General features: G+C 61.8%; 20 protein-coding genes. 15 read left to right on the top strand and 5 right to left on the bottom strand.

Annotated features, from left to right (window positions below; all coding sequences use genetic code 11):
* Nucleotides 1–123: 123 nt before the first annotated feature.
* From PH603_RS13630 to PH603_RS13620, 3 genes are all read left to right on the top strand, one after another.
* A complete protein-coding gene (locus PH603_RS13630) occupies nucleotides 124–2523 on the top strand; it encodes a bifunctional diguanylate cyclase/phosphodiesterase (protein WP_289503088.1) in 2400 nt (799 codons plus the stop codon).
* Between the two features lie 81 nt (nucleotides 2524–2604).
* Nucleotides 2605–3198, top strand: a complete 594-nt coding sequence (locus PH603_RS13625; protein WP_289503087.1) for a hypothetical protein — start codon at nucleotides 2605–2607, stop codon at nucleotides 3196–3198.
* A 175-nt stretch (nucleotides 3199–3373) separates the two neighbouring features.
* Complete coding sequence (locus tag PH603_RS13620; protein WP_289503086.1) at nucleotides 3374–4366, top strand: thymidylate synthase; 993 nt, start codon at nucleotides 3374–3376, stop codon at nucleotides 4364–4366.
* Here the strand turns inward: PH603_RS13620 and PH603_RS13615 are convergent, their stop codons facing one another.
* Genes PH603_RS13615 through PH603_RS13605 form a run of 3 tightly spaced genes read right to left on the bottom strand, consistent with a single transcriptional unit; the run spans nucleotide 4367 to nucleotide 8685 of the window.
* Nucleotides 4367–6175 (bottom strand): DUF885 domain-containing protein, encoded by a 1809-nt coding sequence (locus PH603_RS13615; protein ID WP_289503085.1) that lies wholly within the window; start codon nucleotides 6173–6175, stop codon nucleotides 4367–4369.
* A gap of 27 nt (nucleotides 6176–6202) precedes the next feature.
* Nucleotides 6203–7393 carry a M24 family metallopeptidase gene (locus tag PH603_RS13610; RefSeq protein ID WP_289503084.1) on the bottom strand — a complete coding sequence of 397 codons (1191 nt, stop codon included), beginning with the start codon at nucleotides 7391–7393 and terminating at the stop codon, nucleotides 6203–6205.
* Nucleotides 7390–8685 carry an NAD(P)/FAD-dependent oxidoreductase gene (locus PH603_RS13605; RefSeq protein WP_289503083.1) on the bottom strand — a complete coding sequence of 432 codons (1296 nt, stop codon included), beginning with the start codon at nucleotides 8683–8685 and terminating at the stop codon, nucleotides 7390–7392. The genes PH603_RS13610 and PH603_RS13605 overlap by 4 nt, the downstream gene beginning before the upstream one ends.
* Before the next feature lie 80 nt (nucleotides 8686–8765).
* Between PH603_RS13605 and PH603_RS13600 the strand changes: the two genes are divergently transcribed.
* The 5 genes from PH603_RS13600 to PH603_RS13580 all read left to right on the top strand — a co-directional run bounded on the left by PH603_RS13600 (nucleotide 8766) and on the right by PH603_RS13580 (nucleotide 14015).
* Entirely contained in the window at nucleotides 8766–9680 is a 915-nt protein-coding gene (locus PH603_RS13600) for a dihydrodipicolinate synthase family protein (RefSeq protein WP_289503082.1), read from the top strand.
* 9 nt (nucleotides 9681–9689) lie between these two features.
* Nucleotides 9690–10688, top strand: coding sequence for a 4-hydroxyproline epimerase (locus PH603_RS13595; RefSeq protein ID WP_289503081.1), 999 nt, complete (start codon nucleotides 9690–9692; stop codon nucleotides 10686–10688).
* A complete protein-coding gene (locus tag PH603_RS13590; protein ID WP_289503080.1) occupies nucleotides 10685–11371 on the top strand; it encodes a GntR family transcriptional regulator in 687 nt (228 codons plus the stop codon). The genes PH603_RS13595 and PH603_RS13590 overlap by 4 nt, the downstream gene beginning before the upstream one ends.
* Before the next feature lie 271 nt (nucleotides 11372–11642).
* On the top strand, nucleotides 11643–13499 hold the full coding sequence (locus PH603_RS13585) for a hybrid sensor histidine kinase/response regulator (RefSeq protein ID WP_289503079.1): 1857 nt from the start codon (nucleotides 11643–11645) through the stop codon (nucleotides 13497–13499).
* A 30-nt stretch (nucleotides 13500–13529) separates the two neighbouring features.
* The gene (locus tag PH603_RS13580) at nucleotides 13530–14015 is read left to right on the top strand and encodes a dihydrofolate reductase (protein ID WP_289503078.1); all 486 of its coding nucleotides are present in this window, start codon (nucleotides 13530–13532) and stop codon (nucleotides 14013–14015) included.
* Here PH603_RS13580 and PH603_RS13575 read toward each other — a convergent pair.
* On the bottom strand, nucleotides 13996–15057 hold the full coding sequence (locus tag PH603_RS13575) for an Mrp/NBP35 family ATP-binding protein (protein ID WP_289503077.1): 1062 nt from the start codon (nucleotides 15055–15057) through the stop codon (nucleotides 13996–13998). The genes PH603_RS13580 and PH603_RS13575 overlap by 20 nt on opposite strands.
* A 147-nt stretch (nucleotides 15058–15204) precedes the next feature.
* Here PH603_RS13575 and hflK point away from each other — a divergent pair, with 147 nt between their 5' ends.
* The 6 genes from hflK to PH603_RS13545 all read left to right on the top strand — a co-directional run bounded on the left by hflK (nucleotide 15205) and on the right by PH603_RS13545 (nucleotide 20232).
* A complete protein-coding gene (gene hflK, locus PH603_RS13570; protein WP_289503076.1) occupies nucleotides 15205–16308 on the top strand; it encodes an FtsH protease activity modulator HflK in 1104 nt (367 codons plus the stop codon).
* A gap of 5 nt (nucleotides 16309–16313) precedes the next feature.
* Nucleotides 16314–17195 carry a protease modulator HflC gene (gene hflC / locus PH603_RS13565; protein ID WP_289503075.1) on the top strand — a complete coding sequence of 294 codons (882 nt, stop codon included), beginning with the start codon at nucleotides 16314–16316 and terminating at the stop codon, nucleotides 17193–17195.
* Nucleotides 17196–17207: 12 nt separating this feature from the next.
* Entirely contained in the window at nucleotides 17208–17399 is a 192-nt protein-coding gene (locus tag PH603_RS13560) for a DUF2065 domain-containing protein (protein WP_289503074.1), read from the top strand.
* Nucleotides 17400–17470: 71 nt separating this feature from the next.
* Nucleotides 17471–18970 (top strand): DegQ family serine endoprotease, encoded by a 1500-nt coding sequence (locus tag PH603_RS13555; protein ID WP_289503073.1) that lies wholly within the window; start codon nucleotides 17471–17473, stop codon nucleotides 18968–18970.
* Between the two features lie 129 nt (nucleotides 18971–19099).
* On the top strand, nucleotides 19100–19651 hold the full coding sequence (locus tag PH603_RS13550) for a hypothetical protein (RefSeq protein ID WP_289503072.1): 552 nt from the start codon (nucleotides 19100–19102) through the stop codon (nucleotides 19649–19651).
* Between the two features lie 26 nt (nucleotides 19652–19677).
* Complete coding sequence (locus PH603_RS13545) at nucleotides 19678–20232, top strand: PAS domain-containing protein (protein ID WP_289503071.1); 555 nt, start codon at nucleotides 19678–19680, stop codon at nucleotides 20230–20232.
* 4 nt (nucleotides 20233–20236) lie between these two features.
* On the opposite strand, the gene serB is transcribed toward PH603_RS13545, so the two are convergent.
* Entirely contained in the window at nucleotides 20237–21151 is a 915-nt protein-coding gene (gene serB, locus PH603_RS13540; RefSeq protein ID WP_289503070.1) for a phosphoserine phosphatase SerB, read from the bottom strand.
* A 33-nt stretch (nucleotides 21152–21184) separates the two neighbouring features.
* On the opposite strand from serB, the gene miaA reads away from it, so the two are divergent.
* Entirely contained in the window at nucleotides 21185–22117 is a 933-nt protein-coding gene (gene miaA / locus PH603_RS13535) for a tRNA (adenosine(37)-N6)-dimethylallyltransferase MiaA (RefSeq protein WP_289503069.1), read from the top strand.
* Nucleotides 22118–22303 lie beyond the last annotated feature (186 nt).

Raw genomic sequence — 22303 nt, 5'->3', positions numbered from 1 at the left:
GAAACAATTGCGTCGCGGGCAGCAATTGTTAAGAGTGTGGCACGTATGCATTCGCGGGTATGAGAATGTCTGCCGCCAGGAAACAGGCAGGCGACCGCGAAACGATTGGGGGACTGGTTCCGGATGTGGCGAGTCTATAGCTGTCTGGTGTATGAGCACGACCCGTGGCTGGTGGTGCTGGCCGCAGTGATCTGTGTCTTCGGGCTCGCGGTAACGATGAGCCTTGCCGCTGCATCCCTGCGCGAGAAGCGCCATAATCGCTGGCCGTGGCTGACCGGCATTACCGCCGGCGTCAGCGTCTGGTGTACGCACTTCGTTGCCATGCTCGCCTACCAGACGGAGCTTCCCGTCTATTTCGATATTGCGCCGACGATCCTGTCGCTTGTGGTGGGCATTGCTGTGATCACGGCAGGCTTCCATGCCGCATTCCGGTACCGCAAGCATCGCGCCATGATTTTGGCAGCGGGTGCGCTCGTTGGTAGCGGCGTCAGCGCGCTTCACTATGTCGGGATTGCGGCGATCGAACTGCCGGGCAGCTTCCGCCTTGCTTCCGATCTGGTGCTGGCCTCGATCCTTCTCAGCATCCTCCTGGGTGCCCTTGCTTTCGATACGGCTTTCAAGTCGGAAGCCATCATGCGCCAGCGCCTTGGCACCGCAGGCCTTGTTGCCATGGTCGTCGCGCTGCATTTCACCGGCATGGGCAGTATTGAACTGTCGCTTGGTGCCGTTGCCGATTTTGACCATTCCGGTGTGTCGCGCGCCTGGCTTGCCGGCGTGATTGCATCCTTCGCAGCCATCCTGCTGATTGCCGTGATGGTTTCGCTTCTGGTCAGTCGTCAGGTCAGCCGCAAGCTCGCGGTGGAAGCCAGCCGGTTCCGCACCCTTGCCGACAGTGCCTTCGAAGCCCTGTTCGTGCATCGCAGCGGCCGTATCGTGGATGCCAATCAGGCCGCAGTCTCGATGGTCGGTGCTTCAGATCGCTCCATGCTGACCGGCCGGGTCCTTGATGACCTGATCCTTGTGCCCGGCGGCGTTCGCCTGTTCGGGCCGGATGGCAGCACGGCAAAGGCCATCGATCTGGCGACCTTGCGCCGCGATGATGGCCCGTCACTGCCCGTCGAAATTCGCCTGCGCAAGCTTGAAGAGGCTGGCGACGCGAGCTCCGGCCTTGTCGCGATCCGCGATATTTCGGCCCGTATCGAGGCCGAGCAGCAGATTTCGCACCTTGCCCTTCATGACATGCTGACCGACCTGCCGAACCGTCGTCTGTTCGTGGAACTGGCAGAGAAGTTCGTCGGCAAGGCGCGCCGCGGCGATGAGAAGTTCGCCGTGTTTGTCATCAACCTTGATGGCTTCAAGGGTGTGAACGACCTTTACGGCCACGACGCCGGCAACACGCTTCTGCAGCATATCGCCAAGCGCCTGACCGAAGGCGTGCGGGATTCGGACGTTGTGGCGCGGCTTGGCGGCGACCAGTTTGCCATCCTGCAGTCGTCCAATTACCAGCCGGTGGATGCTGCCGTCCTTGGCACGCGTATCGTTCAGCAGGTCCAGCAGCCGGTCGAGATGGAAGGCACGTTCGTTTATACCGGGGCGTCGGTTGGTATCGCGGTTTTCCCGAGCGACGGCGAAGACCCCGAGGCCCTGCTGCGTAACGCCGAAACCGCCATGTACCGGGCGAAAGCCGACGGGCGCGGCACGCTGCGTTTCTTTGAAGCTGCGATGGACCAGGAACTGGAACATCGCCGCCGCCTTGAAGGCCGCCTGCGCCATGCGGTGAAGAACAAGGAAATGTCCGTGCATTTCCAGCCGCTTGTGGACAGCGAAACCCATTATCCGAAAAGCTTCGAAGCGCTTGTCCGCTGGACCGACGAAGAGCTTGGCCCGGTTTCACCCGCCGAATTCATTCCGGTGGCGGAATCGGCTGGTCTCATCATCCAGATCGGTGAGCTTGTCATGGAAGCGGCCTGCCGCACGGCGGCGTCATGGCCGCTGCCGATCAACGTTTCGGTCAATCTGTCGCCGGTGCAGTTCAAGCGGCCGGGGCTTGTGGGCCTTGTGCAGCGAATCCTGAAGAACACCGGCTTGCCGGGATCGCGACTCGAGCTTGAAATCACCGAATCGACCCTTATCGAAAACCGGGACGAGGTGCTGTCCACCCTCAACCAGCTTCGCGAGCTTGGCGTGAAGATCGCGATGGACGACTTCGGCACGGGATACAGCTCGCTCGGCTATCTGCAAAGCTTCCCGTTCGACAAGCTGAAGATCGACCGGGTGTTTGTGACGGATGTGGAAACCTCGGACCAGAAAGCCTCGATCGTACGGGCCGTTGTTGCCATGGGCCACAGCCTGAGCATGCGCGTGGTGGCCGAAGGCGTTGAAACGGAAGCACAAGCTGCCCTCCTGGACCGTCTGGAGTGCGACGAACTGCAGGGCTTCTATTTCTCGCGGCCGCTGCCCGAGCCTGCTGTTCTCGATTTCCTTGATCCCTTCGTGAAGGCATCGGCAGCCCCCAAGTCCTGATCCTCCGCCGGATGTGATCGGCTTTCCGCGCTCGTTGTGGCATAATGTGCCGGTGGAACGAGGGCGGAAAGGAGGACTATCATGGCCGAACTCGAACACTGGGACTGGACCGCACGTCGCGGGCCACGCGGCAACCTTCGTGAGGCGGTTGCCGTATTCGACAGCGAAACCGATATGCAGGAAGCGGTGGACGAACTGGAAAGCCACGGCTTTTCAAACGCCGCCATGTCGCGCCCTGCAAGCCCCGATGAAATCACTGCAGCCCTTCGCCATGAGGTGAAAAGCGTGAAGGAGCTGGAGGACGATGCCACGGTGCCGCGCGAAGCCTATATCGACAAGGACAGCCGTTCGAGTGCGCTTCTCGTGCTCGTGCTGATCCCCTTCTATGTGCTGGTGCTGGTGGGCGTAGGCCTTGCCGTATCGCAGGGCATCGGGACATGGGAAACGGTGGGGCTCGTCGTCTTCATGGGCGCTATCGGCGCCATTGGCGGCGGCTATTTCTCGCTGAAACTGTTCCGCCGCATGCAGGGCCGGATGGCGCTTGAGCAGGCCATTGGCGGGCTTCTGTTGTGGGTGCGGATCGGCAGCCGCGAGCAGGAAGCCAAGGCAATGCAGATCCTTGCCCGCCACCGGGCGCGCGACCTGCACCTGCACGGCCCCGCCTTCTCGGCCTGAGCGAGGCGACAAGGCATTGAACCTGCCGCCCGGCATGATCCCGGGCGGTCTCTGGGGTTCTGTCTCTCCATTCCCCAAAGAATGCCGCGTGGGCATCGCCGGCGATGGTCAGGCTTGAATTGTCGTGCCAAGGTGCCTATTCGAATAGGCGGACCCTCCGGCCTGAAGGATATGTATGCACCAGTATCTGAACCTCGTTCGCGAAATCTTCGATAACGGCTCCTGGCAGGCCAACCGCACGGGTATTCGCACGCTCAGCATCCCCGGTGCGATGATGAAGTTCGACCTGCAGGAAGGCTTCCCGGCAGTGACAACCAAGCGGCTCGCCTTCAAGTCGGCGATTGGCGAAATGGTCGGTTTCATGCGTGCGCACCGGAGTGCCGCTGATTTCCGCGCGCTCGGCTGCAAGGTCTGGGACCAGAATGCCAACGAGAATGCCCACTGGCTGGCTAACCCCTACAGGCTTCGGGAAGACGATCTGGGCCCCGTTTACGGCGTGCAGTGGCGCGACTGGCCGGCTTACAAGCTGATCGATCCGGCGGACGCCAAAGGCGAGGCGCAGATTGCCGATGCCCTGAAACGCGGTTACACGCGGATCGGTGTGGTGGAGGACCCGTCAGCACCCCAAGGTGGCCCGCGCGTGCTTCTTTACAAGGCGATCGACCAGCTGCGGCAATGCCTTGATACGATCATGGAAGATCCCGGCAGCCGCCGCATCCTGTTCCATGGCTGGAACTGGGCGCAGCTTGAGGAAATGGCCTTGCCGCCGTGTCACCTGCTGTATCAGTTTCTCGTCAATCAGGCGAAGGGCGAGATTTCTCTGTGCCTTTATATCCGCTCGAACGATGTTGGCCTCGGCACGCCCTTCAACCTGACCGAAGGAGCGGCGCTCCTGCATCTTGTTGGGCGGTTGACAGGCTACAAGCCGCGCTGGTTCACCTATTTCATCGGTGACGCGCATATCTATGAAAACCATGTGGACATGCTGCAGGAACAATTGCGGCGCGAGCCGTTCCCCGCGCCGCAGCTTGTCCTGTCGGACCGCATTCCCGACTATGCCGTCACCGGCAAATACGAGCCCGAATGGCTTGAAAAGGTCGAGCCCGGCGATTTCCAGCTTGAGGGCTACCAGCATCACGCACCGCTGACAGCCCCCATGGCTGTCTGATCAGGGGGCAACGGCCTCGCTATAGGGGCCTTTGCCGCCTTCCCTGATCAGGCGGTCGATCCGCTGGTCGATCACCGGCAACGGCACCGAGCCCAGCTCCAGCACGGCATCATGGAAGGCACGCAGGTCGAACTTCGGCCCCAGTGCTTCTTCCGCCCGTTTGCGGGCCGCGATGATATGCAGTTCACCCAGATAATAACTGAGCGCCTGACCCGGCCACGCGATATAGCGGTCGACCTCGGTCACGATCTCATGCTCGGCAAGGGCGGTGTTGTCGCGCAGATATTGTTGGGCCTGTTCGCGGCTCCAGCCGAAGGCGTGGACGCCCGTGTCCACCACAAGGCGTGAGGCGCGCCACGCCTGATAGCTCAGCATGCCGAAGATATCCCACGGCGTTTCATACATGCCCATTTCTTCACCCAGCGCCTCGCTATAAAGCGCCCATCCCTCGCCGTAAGCGGAGATATAGGTGTCGCGCCGGAAGGCGGGCAGGGTGGTATTTTCGCCGGCGAGCGGCATCTGCATGGCATGCCCCGGCGCACTTTCATGAAGGGTGAGGGCCACCAGCGAATAGAGCGGCCGGGCTGGCAGATTGTAGGTGTTGACGAGATAGATGCCGGGGCCGCCGCGCCCGCCGGTGTAGAAGGGCGCGATGTCGTCCGGCACCGGCTTGATGGCAAACCGGCGGCGCGGCATGCGGCCGAAATAATCGTCGGCCTTGGCATCGAACGTTTTGGCGATCCACGCTGCGCGGTTCAGCAGTTCCTGCGGTGTCTTGGCATAAAACTGCGGATCGGTGCGCAGGAAGGTGAGGAAAGCCGGCAGATCGCCCTCGAATTTCACTTCCTTCATCACTGCATCCATGCGCTGGCGCAGGCGGGCGATTTCATCAAGGCCGGTCTGGTGGATGGCCTCGGGCGTCAGGTCCAGCGTCACAAATTCGCGGATTTTGGACCGGTAATAGGCTTTGCCGTCCGGCAGGCCATAGGCGGCAAGCCCGTCACGGGCGCCGGGGAAATATTCGTCATTCAGGAAAGCCAGAAGCGTGCGGTACGCCGGCAGTACCTTGTCGCGGATTGCGGCCTCGGCCTCGGCCTGCAGTGCCTTTGCCCGGTCGGCCGGGATGGAGGAGGGGAGTTCCTTGAAAGGCGCATAATAGGCGACATCGGTGGGGGATTTTGCCTCCACCACGCTCCGCACCGCCGAGTCCCGCCCGACAAGGGTGATTTTAGGCGGCGTGAAGCCCCGTTCGAGGCCGATACGCATGTTGGCAATCTGGTCCGCGAAATGGGCCGGGATGCCGTTCAGCATGGCGATATAGCGCTCGGCTTCTTCCTCGGTGCGTATGCTTTCGCGGGCATAGCCGACAAGATCACCCCAGAAGCTGCTGTCGGAATTCAGCGGCTTTTCATAGTCGCGGAACTTCTGCGCGGCGATCAGGGTATCGATCTGCGCCTTGTAAACTTCAAGGTTCACGAGGTTTGCGGGGGACAAGCGTTCGGTATCGAGGTGGGTCAGCGTGTCTGCAGTGTCTTCCCAATATTGCAGCCGTTTTGCCTGTGCGGCGCGGCTGACATCGGGCAGCAGGAACTGGTTGCCATTGGGGCTGTCTTCGCCGATCGGCAACTGGGTTTTTCGCCACTCATACTCGTCGTTCGAGAGCTTTTCGAAGGCCTTGTCGGCAGCACTTGGCGTGTCGGCAGCATTGGAAGAAGCACAGTCACAGTCACCCGCAAAGGCGGCGGTGGCGGCTTGCGGGGCGATCGCCACGCTTGCGAGCAGCAGCAGAAGTGCCGGTTTTGATATCATCGTTTCGTCCCCCTTCGTATCTCTCGCTTAAACAGGTGTGTCGATGGCTGGCTGCGGCCCGGTGAACCAGCTCGCACCCGTTTCGGTGACATGGAAATGATCTTCCAGCCGGACACCGAAACGCGCCGGCACCACAATCATCGGCTCGTTCGAGAAGCACATGCCGGGGGCGAGCGGTGTCTTGTCGCCCCGCACCAGATAGGCGGGCTCGTGGATCGCAAGGCCGATCCCGTGGCCGGTGCGGTGCGGCAGGCCGGGCAGCCGGTAATCGGGGCCGAGACCTGCTTTTTCAAGCACGCGGCGGGCGGCGGCATCCACGTCCTCGCACGCTACACCGGGCTTCACGGCCTCGAACGCCGCCTGCTGGGCTTCCTTCTCCAGTGTCCAGATGGCTTCTTCCTCCGCACTGACCTTGCCGAAGCCATAGGTGCGGGTGATGTCGGAATGATAACCTTCGACTCGGCAGCCGGTGTCGATCAGGACCAGCTGACCTTCTTCAAGCGCCTGTTCGCCCGGCAGGCCGTGCGGATAGGCGGTGGCGTGGCCGAACTGGACGATGCAGAAGGTCGATCCCGCCGATCCGATGGCGCGGTGGGCTTCGTTGATGAAGCGCTTCACTTCGGTCGTTGTGATACCGGGCTGCAGCATGCGGGCGGCGCGGCGATGAACCTCCAGCGTCATCGATTTTGCCTGCTGCATCAGCGCGAGTTCGGCGGGTGACTTGATCATGCGGCAGCCATCGATGGCAGGTGCGCCGTCAAGGAGCTGCAGGCCGGGCAGGGCTGCCCGCAGCTTTTCCCCGTTCGCGAAGGACAGGAGCGGGTCGACGGCCAACCGGCGCACACCCAGCTTGGCAAGTGCACCGGCCAGCAGCGTAACCGGCGCCTCATGTTCTTCCCACAGCAGCAGCTTCGCCTTCACTTGCAACTCGGCGGAAAGCGAGCCTTCCTCGAACGCCGGGCAGATGATCAGCGGTTCGCCGGAAACGGGCAAAAGCAGCGCAATCAGACGTTCGCTTGGCTCCCACGTCAGGCCGGTGAAATAGCGCATCGCCGTGCCGACATGCACAAGCAGGGCATCGGCGCCAAGGCTTTCGGTCAGCGTGCGGGCCTTCTCCAGCCGAGCCTGCCGTTCAGCCGGCGCAATCGGGGCAGCGCGGTCCGCCCATGGCTTGATGGCTGCCAGTTCCGTTTGAAAATCCGATCCGCCGATAGTCATGCTGTTTCCTTTCGAAACCCGAAACGCTCGACAGCCAGCGGGGCAAGGTCGAGACGTGGGCTGGCGCCTGAAATGATATCCGTGACGAGCCCCGCGGTGACAGGGGCGAGCGTCAGGCCCAGATGCTGGTGCCCGAAGGCATAGACCAGATTGTCCGCAAGGCTGCTGCGGCCGATGGCGGGCAGATAATCCGGCAGTGTGGGCCGCGCGCCGATCCATCGTTGCAGCCGCTTGCCAAAGGGCAGGCCGAGCGCTGCGATATGGCGTTCAAGCCTTTCCCATTTGGTGGGGTCGGCGGGCGTGTCCGGGCGACCGAATTCCACAAAGCTCGCCGCCTGCACGCAGTCAGTATAGCGGGTGACAATCATCGAACGGTCTTCGAAAACGAGCGGCGGCATGTCGGCTGGCCAGTCCTCGGCAGATGCCCTGATATGATAGCCGCGCTCGGCAATGATGGGCACCCGGTGGCCAAGGGCTTCCATGATCCGCCCGGCACCCACACCAGCGGTGACGAGGATCGTTTCGGGCTTCAGCGTTTCGCCGCTATCAAGCCGTACTTGGGCGCGGTTGTCGTTGCGTGCGAGGGTCGCGGTGCCGGTGATGATCGTGCCGCCGAGGCGCTCGAAATGCGCGCGCAGCGAAGCCTGCAGGCGCGCAAGATCGGTAATCTGGCCGGTGTGGCTGAACCTTATACCGTCCGCCAGCGTCACGCCGCCGCGCACCAGTGCCTGCGCGTCCATCAGTGATTTGGCGTCCAGATGATCCAGCGTCGCGGTGCCGATGTCTTCGCCCATCCATGCGGCATAGCCGCGTGCTGCGCTCTCTGGGCTTTCCCATACAACGATATGCCCTTCATCCCGCACCAGATTCGGCGCTTCGATGGTGGTTGCCATATCTTTCCATGCGGGCAAAGCGTCCGCGAGCAGGCCTTTCAGGGCATTGTGGCCGGTGGCGAAACGGGCAGGGGTGGCGGCGCGCACCAGCCGGGCAGCGAAGGGCGCCCAGGCGGAGATAGCATTGAGGGGCAAGCCAAGCGCGCCGCCGAGGGAGAAAAGCCGTTTGGGGGCGGAGCGGATCATGGCGCCGGAGGCGAGCGGGGCGGTTTGCTCCACAGCGATATGGCCGGCATTTCCCCATGAAGGGGCTTGAGGCGTGCCGAAGGTGCAGGGGGCACTTCCCGAAGGCGCGTCCGGAGCCTTGTCGACAAGCGTGACACTGGCGCCCGCTTCCGCAAGCCGCACACCTGCGCAGAGGCCCACAACGCCGCCACCGACAATGAATATTTCGCCCAAGGTCCCCCGCCCTATTGTTTTCGTAAATCGAATATCGTATACGATATATATCTCGAACAACGAACGCAAGGTCTAACCAGATGTCAATCACATGGAAGGGTGTCTTCCCCGCAGTCACAACCCAGTTCAAAGAAGATATGTCTATCGATCTCGCTGATACGCAGCGGGTGGTGGACGATCTGATCCGGGACGGCGTCAATGGCGTGATCGCGCTTGGAACCGTTGGCGAGAACAATTCGCTCGAAATTCCTGAAAAGGTCGAGGTTTTGAAGGCCATCGTCGAAGTGGTGAATGGCCGGGTGCCGGTTATCACCGGCGTTTCGGAATATGATGCCAAGCGCGCGTCGGCCTATGCAGTTGCCGCTGAAAAGGCGGGTGCGGACGGCCTGATGCTGCTGCCCCCGATGGTCTATGTACCGAAACCGGCTGAGCTCGCGGCGCATTTCAAAACGGTTGCAGCCTCGATGGGCCTGCCGATCATGCTTTATAACAACCCGCCCGCTTACCGCACGGTGATCGATACCGCCGTGCTTGCCGAGCTCGTGGACGTGAAAAACATCGTGGCGATCAAGGAATCGGCCCCCGATACCCGCCGCTTCACCGACACGATCAATGCAGTGGGTGACCGGTTTGTTGTTTTTGCCGGGCTCGATGACGTGGCCTTTGAAGGGCTTGTCCTTGGTGCACGTGGCTGGGTTTCGGGGCTGACCAACGCCTTCCCGCAGGAATCGGTCGAGCTTGTCGCGGCCATTGATCGCGGCGACATGGAAACCGCCCTCACCATTTATCGCTGGTTCATGCCGCTTCTGCATCTGGACGCCGAGCATGATCTTGTGCAATCGATCAAGCTTGCCGAGCAGGTGATGGGTCGCGGGTCTGAACGCGTGCGTCCGCCGCGCCAGAAATTGACCGGTGCACGCCGTGCCGAGGTGATTGCCATGGTCGAAAAGGCCGCCGCCACCCGCCCGACGCTGAACAGCAACAAGGCAGCATAAGGGGCCGCCATGCGCCACACCTTCTTCTGCATCGACGGGCACACGGCCGGCAATCCTGTCCGGCTGGTGGCCGGCGGTGCACCGCTTCTCAAAGGGGCGACCATGTCGGAACGCCGTCAGGATTTCATGGCGCGTTTCGACTGGATCAGGACCGGGCTCTGCTTCGAGCCGCGCGGGCACGACATGATGTCGGGCGGATTCCTGTATCCGCCGACCCGCGAGGACTGCGATGTCGGCATCCTGTTCATCGAAACCTCGGGCTGCCTGCCCATGTGCGGCCACGGCACCATCGGCATGGTGACCTTTGGGCTCGAGCACGGGCTGATCCGGCCGTCTAGCCCCGGCAAGCTCCGGGTCGAGGTGCCGGCAGGTGTGATCGAGATCGATTACAAAACCGAAGGCGACAAGGTCACCTCGGTCAAGATACGCAACGTGCCGTCCTTCCTCGCGGCGCAGGGCATCAGGATCGATGTGCCGGATTTCGGGCCGCTCTCGATTGATGTCGCCTACGGTGGCAACTTCTACGCCATCATCGAACCGCAAGGGGCTTACAAAAGCCTTGATGACCTTGGTGCGTCGCGCATCGTGAACCTCAGCCGTGAAATCCGGCAGCTGGTTCGTGCGGCGTACGAGCCCGTCCATCCCGAGAACGACACGATCCGGGGTGTCAGCCATATCCTGTGGGCGGATGCACCGAAAGGCGAAGGCGCCGATGGCCGCAATGCGGTCTTCTACGGCGAGAAAGCCATCGACCGCAGCCCTTGCGGCACCGGCACCTCGGCGCGGCTGGCGCATCTCGCGGCGACCGGCAGGCTCGTCAAGGGCGATGCCTTTGTCCATGAAAGCTATATCTGCAGCCGGTTCATCGGTCGGGTGGAAGACGAGGTGATGCTGGGCGACCAGAAGGCCATCGTGCCTTCGATAGAAGGGTCGGCGATTGCGACCGGCTTCAACACCATCTGGATCGACCGGGCGGATACTTTCTGGCAGGGGTTCCATGTGACATGAGCAGTCTGCCACAGATGGAAGGCGAGCCGGGGCAGGCGGGTCTCGTGGTCCGCACGCTGGCCGAGCGCGTGTTCGAGATCATGCGGGAACGGATCGTTACCGGCCGCATCCCGACAAGCGCACCGATCCGGCAGGACGTGCTGGCGACTGAGCTTGGCATCAGCAAAATTCCGCTGCGTGAAGCGCTCGCTCGGCTGGAACAGGAAGGCCTGATCGTCAGCATGCCCAACCGGGGCTATTTCGTGCGGGCGATGAGCGCGGATGAAGCTGACGAGATTTTCGCCCTGCGGCTGGTGATCGAACCCGCCGCCGCCGCCGCCGGTTGCCTCGCTGCTACCGAACAGCATCAGGCCGCTGCCCGCGCGGCTTTCGAGGCGCTGGACCGCGCGGCAGCCGACAATCTGGGCGAGGTAGCGGCACGCAACCGGGCCTTCCACACCTCGCTCGTTCGCCCGGCAGGCCGCATGCTGACGACCAATCTGGTCGAGCGTCTGGAAATCCTTTCTGAACGCTATGTGATTGCCCACTTGCAGCCCGCAGGCCGCGAGGACCGCGCTCACCTTGAACATCAGGCGCTTCTGGACGCATGGCTTGCGCGGGACGGAGCGCAGACGGAGAAGCTTCTGAAGGCGCATATCGAAGGAACGCTCATGGACCTGCGGCAGCAGTTCGCTGCGGGATGAAGCCCTGTCAAAGTTGCTGGCATTCCAGCCACCGGTTGTGTCATACCCAAAATATGCCAGGCTGACTTCAGGCCGTGCTTTTGCTGTTTCGTTTCGGCTGTGCCGTTTGAAACGCAATCCCGTGGTGACAGACGGGCCGGACTTTTGTTACGAAGATGTTTCGTTTGACTATTATTCGTCCCACGCGGTGGCCGGAGCCTTGAAAGGCTCCACGCAGAAGCGGGGCGGTTTGTTGGGGTAATCGTCCTTGCCGGAGCGCCAGAATAAAAACGTGCGCAGCCTGCTGGTTCACGCGGCCGTTGTTCTGGTAACAGCGGCGATGGCGGCCATCACGGCACGCGAGGCGCTGAACGTCTCACGCGAGGTTGCTGAAGCACGCTTTCAGGCGGTTTCGGGCATTCTTGCCGAGCGTTTGAATGGGCAATTCGCGTCAAACCTGCGGGCTGCCGGCAATATCTTCGCCATCTATAATGTGGTCGACAAGCTCGAAGCCGATCAGTTCAGGCGCTTTGTTGCCAACGAGGCCGCGCTGTCAAATGGTCGCGCCTTTGTTATTGGCGCACTGCGAGCCACCTCGGAATCCGATGCGCGGGTACAGGCCTTGGCGCGGGAGCTGAAGGTCGAGAATTTCGCCATCCGCGACATGCCATCCGCCACAGAAAGCGGTTTCCGCTTCCCGGCCTTCTTCGTTTGGGGCCGCGACGCCGAAAAGGCTGACGCAATGGTGGGCGTTGACCTAGCCGGCCTGCCGCAGGTCCGCCACATGATTGTGGAGGCAAGCGCTGGCAGGCGTATCCTCGCCGCCCCCCTGGACCCGCAAGCAGCGGAGTATTTCGGGGTTGAGTATGGCGTGCTGTTGATCACGCCGTTCAGTTCCGAAAAGTCCCGCCTTGCCGGGGCTATCCTGCAGATTATCGATATGGCCAGCGTTTCAACCGAGCTACTGGTGGATTCGCGCTTCGAAGGCTACGGCCTGCAGATCGACGGCATCGGGATGCCGGAAAGCTACGGGCTTTCGCTCGTGGTGCGCGGCGACAAGCTTGAAGCGATCGACAGAAATGCATGGAAGCCTGAAGACTATGTCTTCCAGTCGACCCGCATGATCGGCAGCGGCGAATGGCGGATGACCCTGTGGGCGCCCGCAGAGTTTTTCCCGCTGGATTATAGCCGTCCGGTTGCCGTGGTGATCACCTGGATCATCATCGGTTGCCTGCTTCTGGTCATCATCGGTTCGCAGTCGCGTCGCGCCGAGCGGATTGTGGAAATCGTCAACCGCCGTACGCAGGCCCTGAAGGACGCGCACCTTGAGCTGGAAGAACATTACAAGCTTCTGCAGCACCTGAACCAGGATCTGGATGACGCGCGCCGCAACGCCGAAACGGCGAACACGGCGAAGTCAGAATTCCTGGCGACAATGAGCCACGAACTGCGTACGCCGCTGAACGCCATCCTCGGCTTTTCGGAACTTCTGAAGAACCAGTCGCTCGGCCCCATCGGGGATGGGCGCTATGTCGAATATGCGAACGACATCCATGTAAGCGGGGCGCATCTGCTGCAGCTGATCAACGATATCCTCGATCTTGCGAAGCTGGAGGCCGGCAAGACGGTGATCGAGCGCTCACCGCTGTCGCTGCCGGAAATCGGCAACCGCGTCATTTCCCTTCTTGGCCAAAGCGCCGAGGAAAAAGGGCTTGAGCTCAGCCTGCAGGTCGATCCGAACCTGCCGAACCGAATCATGGGCGACTCGCTGCGCTTGCGGCAGATTCTGATCAATCTGGTGACGAACGCCGTGAAGTTCACCAACAATGGCAGCATCCGCATCGCCTTCACCGCTATTGAACGCAAGGATGGCCCCGGCTGGCGCATGTCGGTCAAGGATACCGGCATCGGCATCCCGGAGGAAAAGCTGTCGACCCTGTTCGAGCGTTTCTCGCAGGTTGATGGTGCCCGCACCCGCGCCTTTGGCGGCGTGGGCCTTGGCCTTGCCATCTGCCGTGAGCTTTCAACCCGCATGGGCGGTTCCATCTCGGTTGAAAGCAAGGTTGGCGAAGGCACCAATTTCTGGTGCGATTTCCCGCTGGTCGCGGCAGAGAGTGACCCCGAAGACAGCGATATGTCGATGATCTGACGCATCGGCCCGGCCCTGAAAGTGAGTTCCATGACCCTTGAAATCGTCGTCGCCATGGCGGCCAACCGCATCATCGGACGCGACAACGGCCTGCCGTGGCACCTGCCGGCTGACCTGAAGCATTTCAAGGCCGTGACGATGGGCAAGCCGGTGGTGATGGGCCGCAAGACCTTTGAATCCATCGGGCGCCCCTTGCCTGGTCGTCGCAACATCGTGGTGACCCGCAACGCGGACTGGCGCGCCGAGGGGGTGGACGCGACGACAAGCCTTGAGGCCGGTATCGCGCTGGCGGGCGAGGCGAGCGACACGGTGATGGTGATCGGCGGCGCCGATATCTACCGACAAGCCCTGCCGAAGGTGGGCCGTATTCACCTGACCGAAGTTGACGTGCTGGTGGACGGCGACGCCAGCTTCCCGGCGCTTGACTCGGCTGAGTGGCGCGAGGTCACCCGCGAAAGCCACCCGGCGGAAGAGGGCCGCCCGGCCTATTCCTTCGTCACGCTGGAACGGCGTTAAGGCTCGCAGCCACTGCCTTCGCGATGCGTCTGTAGGCGGCGGCTTCCGGGCTGTCCGGCGCGCTTTCCACAATCGGATTGCCTTCGTCCGCACTCAGGCGGATTTTCATATCAAGCGGGATACCGCCAAGGAAGGGTGCGTCCAGCTCCGACGCCGCTTCCGCAGCACCGCCGTGCCCGAAGATATGGGCTTCATGGCCGCAGGCAGGGCACAGATAACTGCTCATATTCTCGACAATGCCAAGGATCGGCACATTCACCTTGCGGAACATGGCAAGGCCCTTGCGCGCGTCGATAAGCGCCAGATCCTGCGGGGTCGAGACGATCACGGCACCCGACAGCGTCGCCTGCTGCACCATGGTCAGCTGCACGTCGCCGGTGCCGGGCGGCATGTCGACAATCAGCACATCCAGTGGGCCCCATGCCACTTCCTTCAGAAGCTGCTGGGTCGCGCCCATCACGCGGGGGCCGCGCCACACAACCGGCTGATCGATATCGATAAGGAGACCGATCGACATGGCTTTTACCCCGTGGCTGAGGATAGGCTGGATCATCCCGTCCTTCAGCGACGGTTTTTCATTGATGCCAAGGAGCATCGGCAGGCTCGGCCCGAAGATATCGGCGTCCAGTATGCCAACCGAAAGGCCAAGATCGCGCAGCGCGAGGGCAAGGTTCACGGATGTTGTCGACTTGCCGACGCCGCCCTTGCCGCTGGCCACCGCGACCACATGCCGCACGCCGGGAATGGTCGTCGGCTTCGGCGGCGGCGGGGTGCCGTGTGCGCCGAGCTTCATGCCGCCGGAGGGCATTGCAGGCGGCGCCTTGGCTGCCGTCATCACGACATTCACCGAGGAAACGCCGGGCATGCCCTTCACTGCAGCCTCGGCGCGGGCACGCACGGCGCCTGCGTCAGCCGGCTTGTCGCTGCCGAAATCAAGGACAATGCCGACACTGCCGTCATCAATGACGATGGCCGAGATGGCGTCGCCCCGGATGACATCGGAAAGGGCGGATCGGATGGCGGATTCGGAAAGATCGGACATGAAAGGCTTTCCTCGCGTGGGATTCTTGGCCGGCAAACATTGCAGCAGGCTGGTGCCTAACATATATGTTGGGGCAGTACATATAGTAAGTGCTTGCCACATAATCTGACGGGGCGTTGCGTCGCCCCATTCTGGAGGGAGAAAACTATGCCTTGGCAATCGAACGGTGACGGCGAAAGGCCGAACCCCTGGGGCGGCGGCGGACCGCGCCGACCGGGTGGCGGCGGCTCGGAACCGCCGCAGCTCGACGATCTGATCCGCAAAAGCCAGGACCAGCTTCGCCGCGCATTGCCGGGCGGCAAGGGAGGCGCAGGCCTCATTTTCCTTGCAATCCTTCTGATCTGGCTGGCATCGGGCCTTTACCGCGTTGAAACCAACGAGCAGGCGGTTGTCCTGCAGTTTGGCAAATGGACGGAATCAGCCGGCCCCGGCCTGCACTGGCACCTGCCTTTCCCGGTTGAAACCGTGGAAGTGCGCGGCGTGACGGACGAGAAAACCATCGAGATCGGCAGCCGCGGCACCATGGGTCGCCCGGGCCTTCGTCAGGTTTCCTCAAGCGCGACGGACGAAAGCCTGATGCTGACGCAGGACGAGAATATCGTTGATATCAAGTTCAACGTCGTCTGGCGCATCAAGGACCTTGGCAGCTATCTTTTCAACATCGGCGATCCTGACGGCACCGTGAAAGGCGTTTCCGAAAGCGCGATGCGCGAACTGGTGGGCCAGAACAAGATCACCCCGATCATCACCACCGCACGCGGCCAGATCGAGGCCGATGCCCTGCAGCTGATCCAGGACACGATCGACAGCTACCGTGCAGGGATCGAAATCCTACGGGTGCAGATCATCGAATCCGAAGCACCGGCCGAGGTGAAAGACGCGTTCCTTGATGTGCAGCGCGCCGAAGCCGACCAGCAGCGTATGAAGAACGAGGCCGACGCCTATGCGAACAAGGTGGTGCCCGAAGCCCGTGGTACGGCCGAACAGATGAAGCAGGAAGCCGAAGCTTACCGCGCCCGTATCGTTGCCAACGCACAGGGTGAGGCTTCCCGTTTCACCAGCGTCTACAACGAATACAAGCTGGCGAAGGATGTGACCCGCAAGCGCATGTATCTTGAAACCATGGAAGAAATCCTGACCGGGATGGACAAGATCGTGATCGACGACAAGGCAGGCTCGGGCGTTGTTCCCTATCTGCCGCTGAACGAACTGAGCAAGACGAAACCGGCTGACGCCGGCAAGACGGAGTAACGACCATGAATGCAAAAGCCATTTCCGGTATCGTTGTTCTCGTCCTTGGCGCCCTTCTGGTTGGCGCCTCGCTCTACACCGTTAACGAACGCCAGCAGGCAATCGTCGTGCAGTTCGGTGATCCGCAGCGCACCGTTGTCGAGCCCGGCCTGCATTTCAAGACGCCGTTCGTGGAGCAGGTCATCTATCTCGACAAGCGTATCCTCAGCCTTGATGTCCGCCCGCAGGAAGTACTGGCTTCGGACCAGCGCCGTCTTGTGGTGGACAGCTTTGCCCGGTTCCGCATTGCCGATCCGCTGAAAACCTATCAGGCAGCCCGTACGGAAACGAACGCGTCGGATCTGCTGGAAAAGATCATGCAGTCCTCGATCCGTCAGGTGCTGGCGAACGAACGCATGACGGCCATCGTTTCGGGCTCGCGCTCTGAACTGATGAAGCGGATTTCGGAACTGACCAATGAACGCGCCGCGTCGCTTGGTCTTGAAGTGTTGGAAGTGCGCCTGAAACGGGTTGATCTTCCGGCTGCCAACAGCCAGTCGATCTTCCAGCGCATGGAAACCGAACGCCAGCGTGAAGCCGCTGAAAAGCGTGCAGAAGGCCAGGAACAGGCCCTTGCCATCCGCGCCATTGCTGACCGTAAGGTTGCTGAAACGCTTGCCGAAGCACGCCGCGAAGCTGCGGTCATCCGCGGTGAAGCAGACGCCGAAGCCACCCGCATTTTCGCCGACGCCTATGGGCAGGATCCGGAATTCTTTGAATTCTACCGTACCCTTTCGGCTTACCGGGCAACGCTCGGCAAATCGGATACCCGGCTTGTTCTGTCGCCGGACAGCGAATTCTTCCACCTGTTCCTTGATCCGAACGGGAACGGCAAACGCCGGAAGTAACGCTGGGTCCCTGTGTTCTGGACCGTATTCATCGCCGCAATCGGGCTCGCCCTCTTCATCGAGGGGGCGGCCTATGCGCTTTTTCCGGAAGGAATGCGCAAGGCGCTTGTCGCAGTTCTGGCACTGCCCGCCGCAAAGCTGCGGTTCGCAGGCTTGACCGCAGCCGGGTTCGGTGCACTTCTTATATTCATGGCGCTGGGTTGAAGCCTGTCTTCATCCCCGCCGAGCCTCCCGAGGCCAACACGGGACTTTGACTGATCAAAGGAGAGATGTGCGTGAGCACCTACGAAAACAGAAACCTGACAGCGAAGACTGGACGCAAGATGACCCTGCGCTCGGCGCTGATGGCTATGGCGGCCGTTTCGACCCTCGCGGTCGGGATCAGCCGGGCCGAAGCGCGCGGTGCGCCGGAAAGCTTTGCCGATCTCGTGGACGAACTTTCGCCCGCCGTTGTGAATATCTCGACCGTGCAGACGCTGCGTGGCCCCGGTCGCCGCGCCTTGCCACAAGTCCCCGAGGGCATGCCTTTCGGCGACCTGTGGGAAGAATTCCGCGACCGCATGGGTGAAGAGGAAGAAGCCGAGCCGCAACGCGCGCAGTCGCTTGGTTCGGGCTTTATCATCGACAAGGCCGGTTATGTGGTGACCAACAACCACGTGATCGAGGACGCCGATGAAATCACCGTCATCATCAAGGACGGCGAAGAATTGCCAGCCAAAGTGGTGGGCCGTGACAGCAAAACCGACCTCGCGCTTCTGAAGATCGAGGACGGTGACGACCTGCCGTTCGTGCGCTGGGGCGATTCCGATAAATCCCGCATCGGCGACTGGGTAATGGCCATCGGCAACCCGTTCGGCCTTGGTGGCTCGGTAACTGCCGGGATCATCTCGGCGCGTAACCGCCCGGTCGGTTCGACCTATATCGATTTCATCCAGACCGATGCGCCGATCAACCGCGGCAACTCGGGCGGTCCGCTTTTCAACATGGCCGGTGAAGTGGTTGGCATCAACAGCGCCATCTTCTCGCCGTCGGGCGGCAATGTGGGGATCGGCTTTGCCATCCCGTCGAACGACGCCCGCCGCTATATCGAAGAACTGAAAGAGCATGGCAAGATCCGCCGCGGCTGGCTGGGTGTGACCATCGAGCCGGTGACCGAGGAAATCGCCAAGAGCCTCGGCCTCGATATCAAGGAAGGCGCCATCGTCAACCGCATCTTCGATGAAAGCCCGGCCAAAGCCGCAGGCATTGAAGCGGGCGACATCATCCTCGCCTGGGACGGCAAGTCGATTTCCGATACCCGCAGCCTCAGCCAGGAAGTGGCCCGCACCTCGGTCGGCAAGCCTGTGAAGGTGGATATCATCCGCCAGGGCAAGCGCATGTCGATCACTGTGAAAACGGGTGAACTGCAGGACGACGAAACCGCGAAGGACGACAACGGACCGGATAGCCCACGTGGCCCCAATATGTCGGACCGCGAACTGGTGCAGGGCATGGAGCTTTCGCCGCTCAATGGTGACCTGCGTGGCCGCTACCGGATTGCGGACGATGTGAACGGCGTTGCCATCGTGCGTGTCGACCGTCGCTCGGAAGCCTTCCGGGCTGGCATTCGCCCCGGCACTGTGATCATGCGCGTCAATCAGGAGCCGGTGACCTCGATCACCGAGGTGGCCGAGAAGATCGACGCGGCCGAGGCTGAGGGTCGCGAAAGTGTCCTGCTGCTTGTCCACTATCGTGGCAACACGGTCCATATTCCGCTGCCGCTGGCAGAAGAATAAGATCGACGCACTGAAAATGACAAAGAAGAGGGCCGGTGTTTACCGGCCCTTTTTGCATTTGTTGGCGAACCGGGCCGAATTGTATATCCTGTTACAGGGGCTCGAGCTTTTGCCAACAGGGGATCAGGGATGTCATCTTCCTTCGACATCTATGAAGAGGGGCTTGTCAAATCGGGTGGTGGTGACCTGAAGATCGCGTGGCACTGGGTATCGTCGCCAACCGATCTTGAGGACGATGCTCGCGTGGTGCAAGCTGCGCTCGACAAACGCGCCGCCGGGCGGGGCTTCTACCGTCGTTCCGATCTCGTTCCCACCGACCTTCTGAAACAATTGCCGATGATCGTGCTGATGGATGTGATCCGTGACGGCGAACATCAGCCGTTTGACCTGCTTATCCGCCTGATCGGCACGGATGCCGAGGCCTATTACGGGAAGATCACCGGCTGGCTTGTCTCCAAGGTGCCGATGCGAGAAGCATCGGACAGGGTGATGGCTGCTGCCACCAAGATTGTGGAAAGCGGGCGCTGCGGGGTTTCCACGGCTTACGGCTTGACGCAGGGCAAGGAATATCTGACCGTGGCGGCGAGCTATTTCCCGTTCATGGATGAAACGGGCGATGAGGTGCGTGGATTGCTCATCCATATCAATGTGACCCGTGGCCGCCCGGCTGAGGGTGTGTAGGCATAGTAGCCGGAGCTGGCAGTATCGTGACCTCGTCCTTCGAGCCGCCCATTCATGATGAAATCCTGCAGCAAACGGGAGCTCTGCGCTCCGAATGGCGCTGGGTTGCGGATCGCAGCCGGATCGGCAAGGACAAGCAGTCGGTGCTGGCGGCGCTTGATGCCGCTGCCGCTGAACGCGGTTACTATATCAAGGGCGACGTGCGGCCTTCTGCGCTGACCCATTATCTGCCCAAAATCTGCCTGTTCGATCCGATCTATGACGTCGCTGCCGAGCCGCCCGTGGACGGTATGATCCGCCTGATGGGCACATGGGTCGAACGTTTCTATGGCCGCCGGACGGGTCGCAAGTTTTCGGAAGCGGTCCTTAAAGCCGTCGGGCAACGCCAGCTTGCCTCGATCCAGACGTCATGGCAGGGGCGCAGGCCCGGGCGCTCGCTGGCGTGGGGGCACAGCTATCAGGGGATCGGCCTGGTGGTAGATGCGATGTATGTGCCGCTGATGGACGCTGACGGCGGGAATGTCGCCCAGTTTCTCGTCCATGTGGACGTTGTCCCCGAAACGCAGTTCGAGGACAACTGAGGCTTCAGGCCCGGAACTCGTCTTTCCTGTATCCCTGAATATAGAGAAGCGCCGTCAGGTTGCCGTGGCGGACCGCGGCGCGCGCGGCGGCCTCGGCCTTCGGTTTGGCGCGGAAGGCGATCCCCATGCCGGCGGTCTGGATCATCGGGATATCGTTGGCGCCGTCACCCACTGCCATCGTCTCGTCTGGCGTCAGGCCTGCAGCGGTCCGGAGTTCAATCAGGGTATCGACCTTGGTGCGGGCATCCGAAATCGGCGGGATAACCTCGCCGGTCAGCTTGCCGGCCCTGAGGCCCAGCACGTTCGCCCGGTTGATTTCGAACCCGAGCTCGGTCGCAACCCGCCCGGTGAAAAAGGTGAAACCGCCGGAAACAAGCGCTGTGAGGGCGCCATTGCCGCGCATCGTCTGGATCAGCGTGCGGCCGCCGGGAGTGAATTCGACGCGTTCGTCATAGCAGCGCTGCAACACGGCTTCATCCAGCCCTTTGAGGAGGGCGACGCGCTCGTGAAGGGCAGCGATGAAATCGAGTTCCCCGCGCATAGCGGCTTCGGTCACAGCGGCGACCTTTTCTTTGAGCCCCGCGAAATCGGCGAGTTCATCGATACATTCGATGGTGATCATGGTGCTATCCATGTCGGCTACCAGCAACTGCTTGCGGCGACCGGCGGCATCCTGCACAACGTGATCGACAGGGAAGGGGGCCAGTGCCTCCATCATGGCGTCACGCAGGCCGGTGCCGAAATCGGCGTCGAACGGCAGGTCCAGTGCTTCGCCTTCCGACAGCCAATCGACCTCGCCTGAGGGCAGGCCCCGCTCGCCAAACAGGCTGCGCGCAGCGGCGAGGGCACCTTCCAGGGCCTCGCGGCGCTCGGAAGCCGCATTCTCGGGGTTGACGATCAGGGTCAGCACCAGTTTCATGTCACACCATTCTGATTGAAAAGCCGGGGAAATATGTCGCGCGTCATACTTATTGCAGGTCCAACCGCGAGCGGCAAGTCGGCTTTGGCCTTGCGGCTGGCTGAAGATCTGGGCGGCGTGGTGATCAATGCCGACAGCATGCAGGTTTACGCGGGCCTCCGTGTCCTCTCTGCCCGGCCGAGCGTGGCGGACGAAGCCCGCGTCCCGCACCGCCTGTATGGCACAGTGGCCGATGACGTGGCCTATTCAGCGGCTGACTGGGCGGCAGCAGCGATGGCCGAGATCGAAGCGGCACATGCCGCCGACAAGGTGCCGATCCTTGTGGGCGGCACCGGCATGTATTTCAAAGTGCTGCTGGGCGGTATCGCGGAGATCCCCGAAATCCCTGAAGACATCCGCGCGCGGGTGCGGGCCAAAGTGGCGGCGGAAGGCAGTGCGGCGGCCCATGCCGAGCTTGCGCCCCTTGACCCTGTGGCGGCAGCGCGCCTCGCGCCCGGCGATAGCCAGCGGGTGTCCCGCGCGCTTGAGGTGGTGCTGGCGACCGGCCGCCCGATCACCGACTGGCAGGCCGACACCAGACCCGGCCCGCTCGCCCCGCTGGACGCCGCCGGGCTTGTCGAGAAAATCGTCCTCGAATGGCCGCGCGACGAACTGTATGCACGCTGCGACCTCAGGTTCGAACTGATGCTGCAGGAAGGCGCGCTTGCCGAAGTCGAGGCGCTGATGGTGCGGGGCCTTGATCCAACCTTGCCGGTGATGAAGGCGCTCGGGGTGCCCACGCTTGCCGCCTATCTTGATGGTGAAGTGGACCTTGAGGCGGCAAAAGCCGAAAGCCAGATGCAGACCCGGCGGTTTGCCAAGCGGCAACTGACATGGTTCCGGAACCAGTTTGGGGATTGGCCACGCTGGGACGCGCAATATTACGAAAACATTTACAGTGATTTTGTAATTAAAATATCAAAATAGCGGTTGACTATGAAATTTCCGCAAAATAAGGTGCCACTCCCGGCGCCGGATTCGTGCGGCGCGGGTCTTTGTTGTCGGGCATGACGTTCTGACGGCGAAGATGAAGGGACCCACCCGTCGGCCAACAGGGCCTCCTTAACAATCAGGGTCGCTTCGATCTGCGCGCGTGCGCGCGGAAACCACATA

Source organism: Gimibacter soli, from assembly GCF_028463845.1.
Taxonomy (GTDB): domain Bacteria; phylum Pseudomonadota; class Alphaproteobacteria; order Sphingomonadales; family Kordiimonadaceae; genus Gimibacter; species Gimibacter soli.
Note: the sequence above shows the minus strand (reverse complement) of the source record. Positions and strands in the feature narration are given on the sequence as shown.

Excerpts from the sequence above, each read along its gene's own strand:
- PH603_RS13610 (WP_289503084.1), bottom strand. The coding sequence starts at position 7,393 with ATGACTATCGGCGGATCGGATTTTCAAACGGAACTGGCAGCCATCAAG.
- PH603_RS13625 (WP_289503087.1), top strand. The coding sequence starts at position 2,605 with ATGGCCGAACTCGAACACTGGGACTGGACCGCACGTCGCGGGCCACGC.
- PH603_RS13630 (WP_289503088.1), top strand. The coding sequence starts at position 124 with ATGTGGCGAGTCTATAGCTGTCTGGTGTATGAGCACGACCCGTGGCTG.
- PH603_RS13550 (WP_289503072.1), top strand. The coding sequence starts at position 19,100 with ATGTCATCTTCCTTCGACATCTATGAAGAGGGGCTTGTCAAATCGGGT.
- PH603_RS13575 (WP_289503077.1), bottom strand. The coding sequence starts at position 15,057 with ATGTCCGATCTTTCCGAATCCGCCATCCGATCCGCCCTTTCCGATGTC.
- serB (WP_289503070.1), bottom strand. The coding sequence starts at position 21,151 with ATGAAACTGGTGCTGACCCTGATCGTCAACCCCGAGAATGCGGCTTCC.
- PH603_RS13590 (WP_289503080.1), top strand. The coding sequence starts at position 10,685 with ATGAGCAGTCTGCCACAGATGGAAGGCGAGCCGGGGCAGGCGGGTCTC.
- PH603_RS13620 (WP_289503086.1), top strand. The coding sequence starts at position 3,374 with ATGCACCAGTATCTGAACCTCGTTCGCGAAATCTTCGATAACGGCTCC.
- hflK (WP_289503076.1), top strand. The coding sequence starts at position 15,205 with ATGCCTTGGCAATCGAACGGTGACGGCGAAAGGCCGAACCCCTGGGGC.
- PH603_RS13595 (WP_289503081.1), top strand. The coding sequence starts at position 9,690 with ATGCGCCACACCTTCTTCTGCATCGACGGGCACACGGCCGGCAATCCT.
- miaA (WP_289503069.1), top strand. The coding sequence starts at position 21,185 with ATGTCGCGCGTCATACTTATTGCAGGTCCAACCGCGAGCGGCAAGTCG.
- PH603_RS13580 (WP_289503078.1), top strand. The coding sequence starts at position 13,530 with ATGACCCTTGAAATCGTCGTCGCCATGGCGGCCAACCGCATCATCGGA.
- PH603_RS13600 (WP_289503082.1), top strand. The coding sequence starts at position 8,766 with ATGTCAATCACATGGAAGGGTGTCTTCCCCGCAGTCACAACCCAGTTC.
- PH603_RS13615 (WP_289503085.1), bottom strand. The coding sequence starts at position 6,175 with ATGATATCAAAACCGGCACTTCTGCTGCTGCTCGCAAGCGTGGCGATC.
- hflC (WP_289503075.1), top strand. The coding sequence starts at position 16,314 with ATGAATGCAAAAGCCATTTCCGGTATCGTTGTTCTCGTCCTTGGCGCC.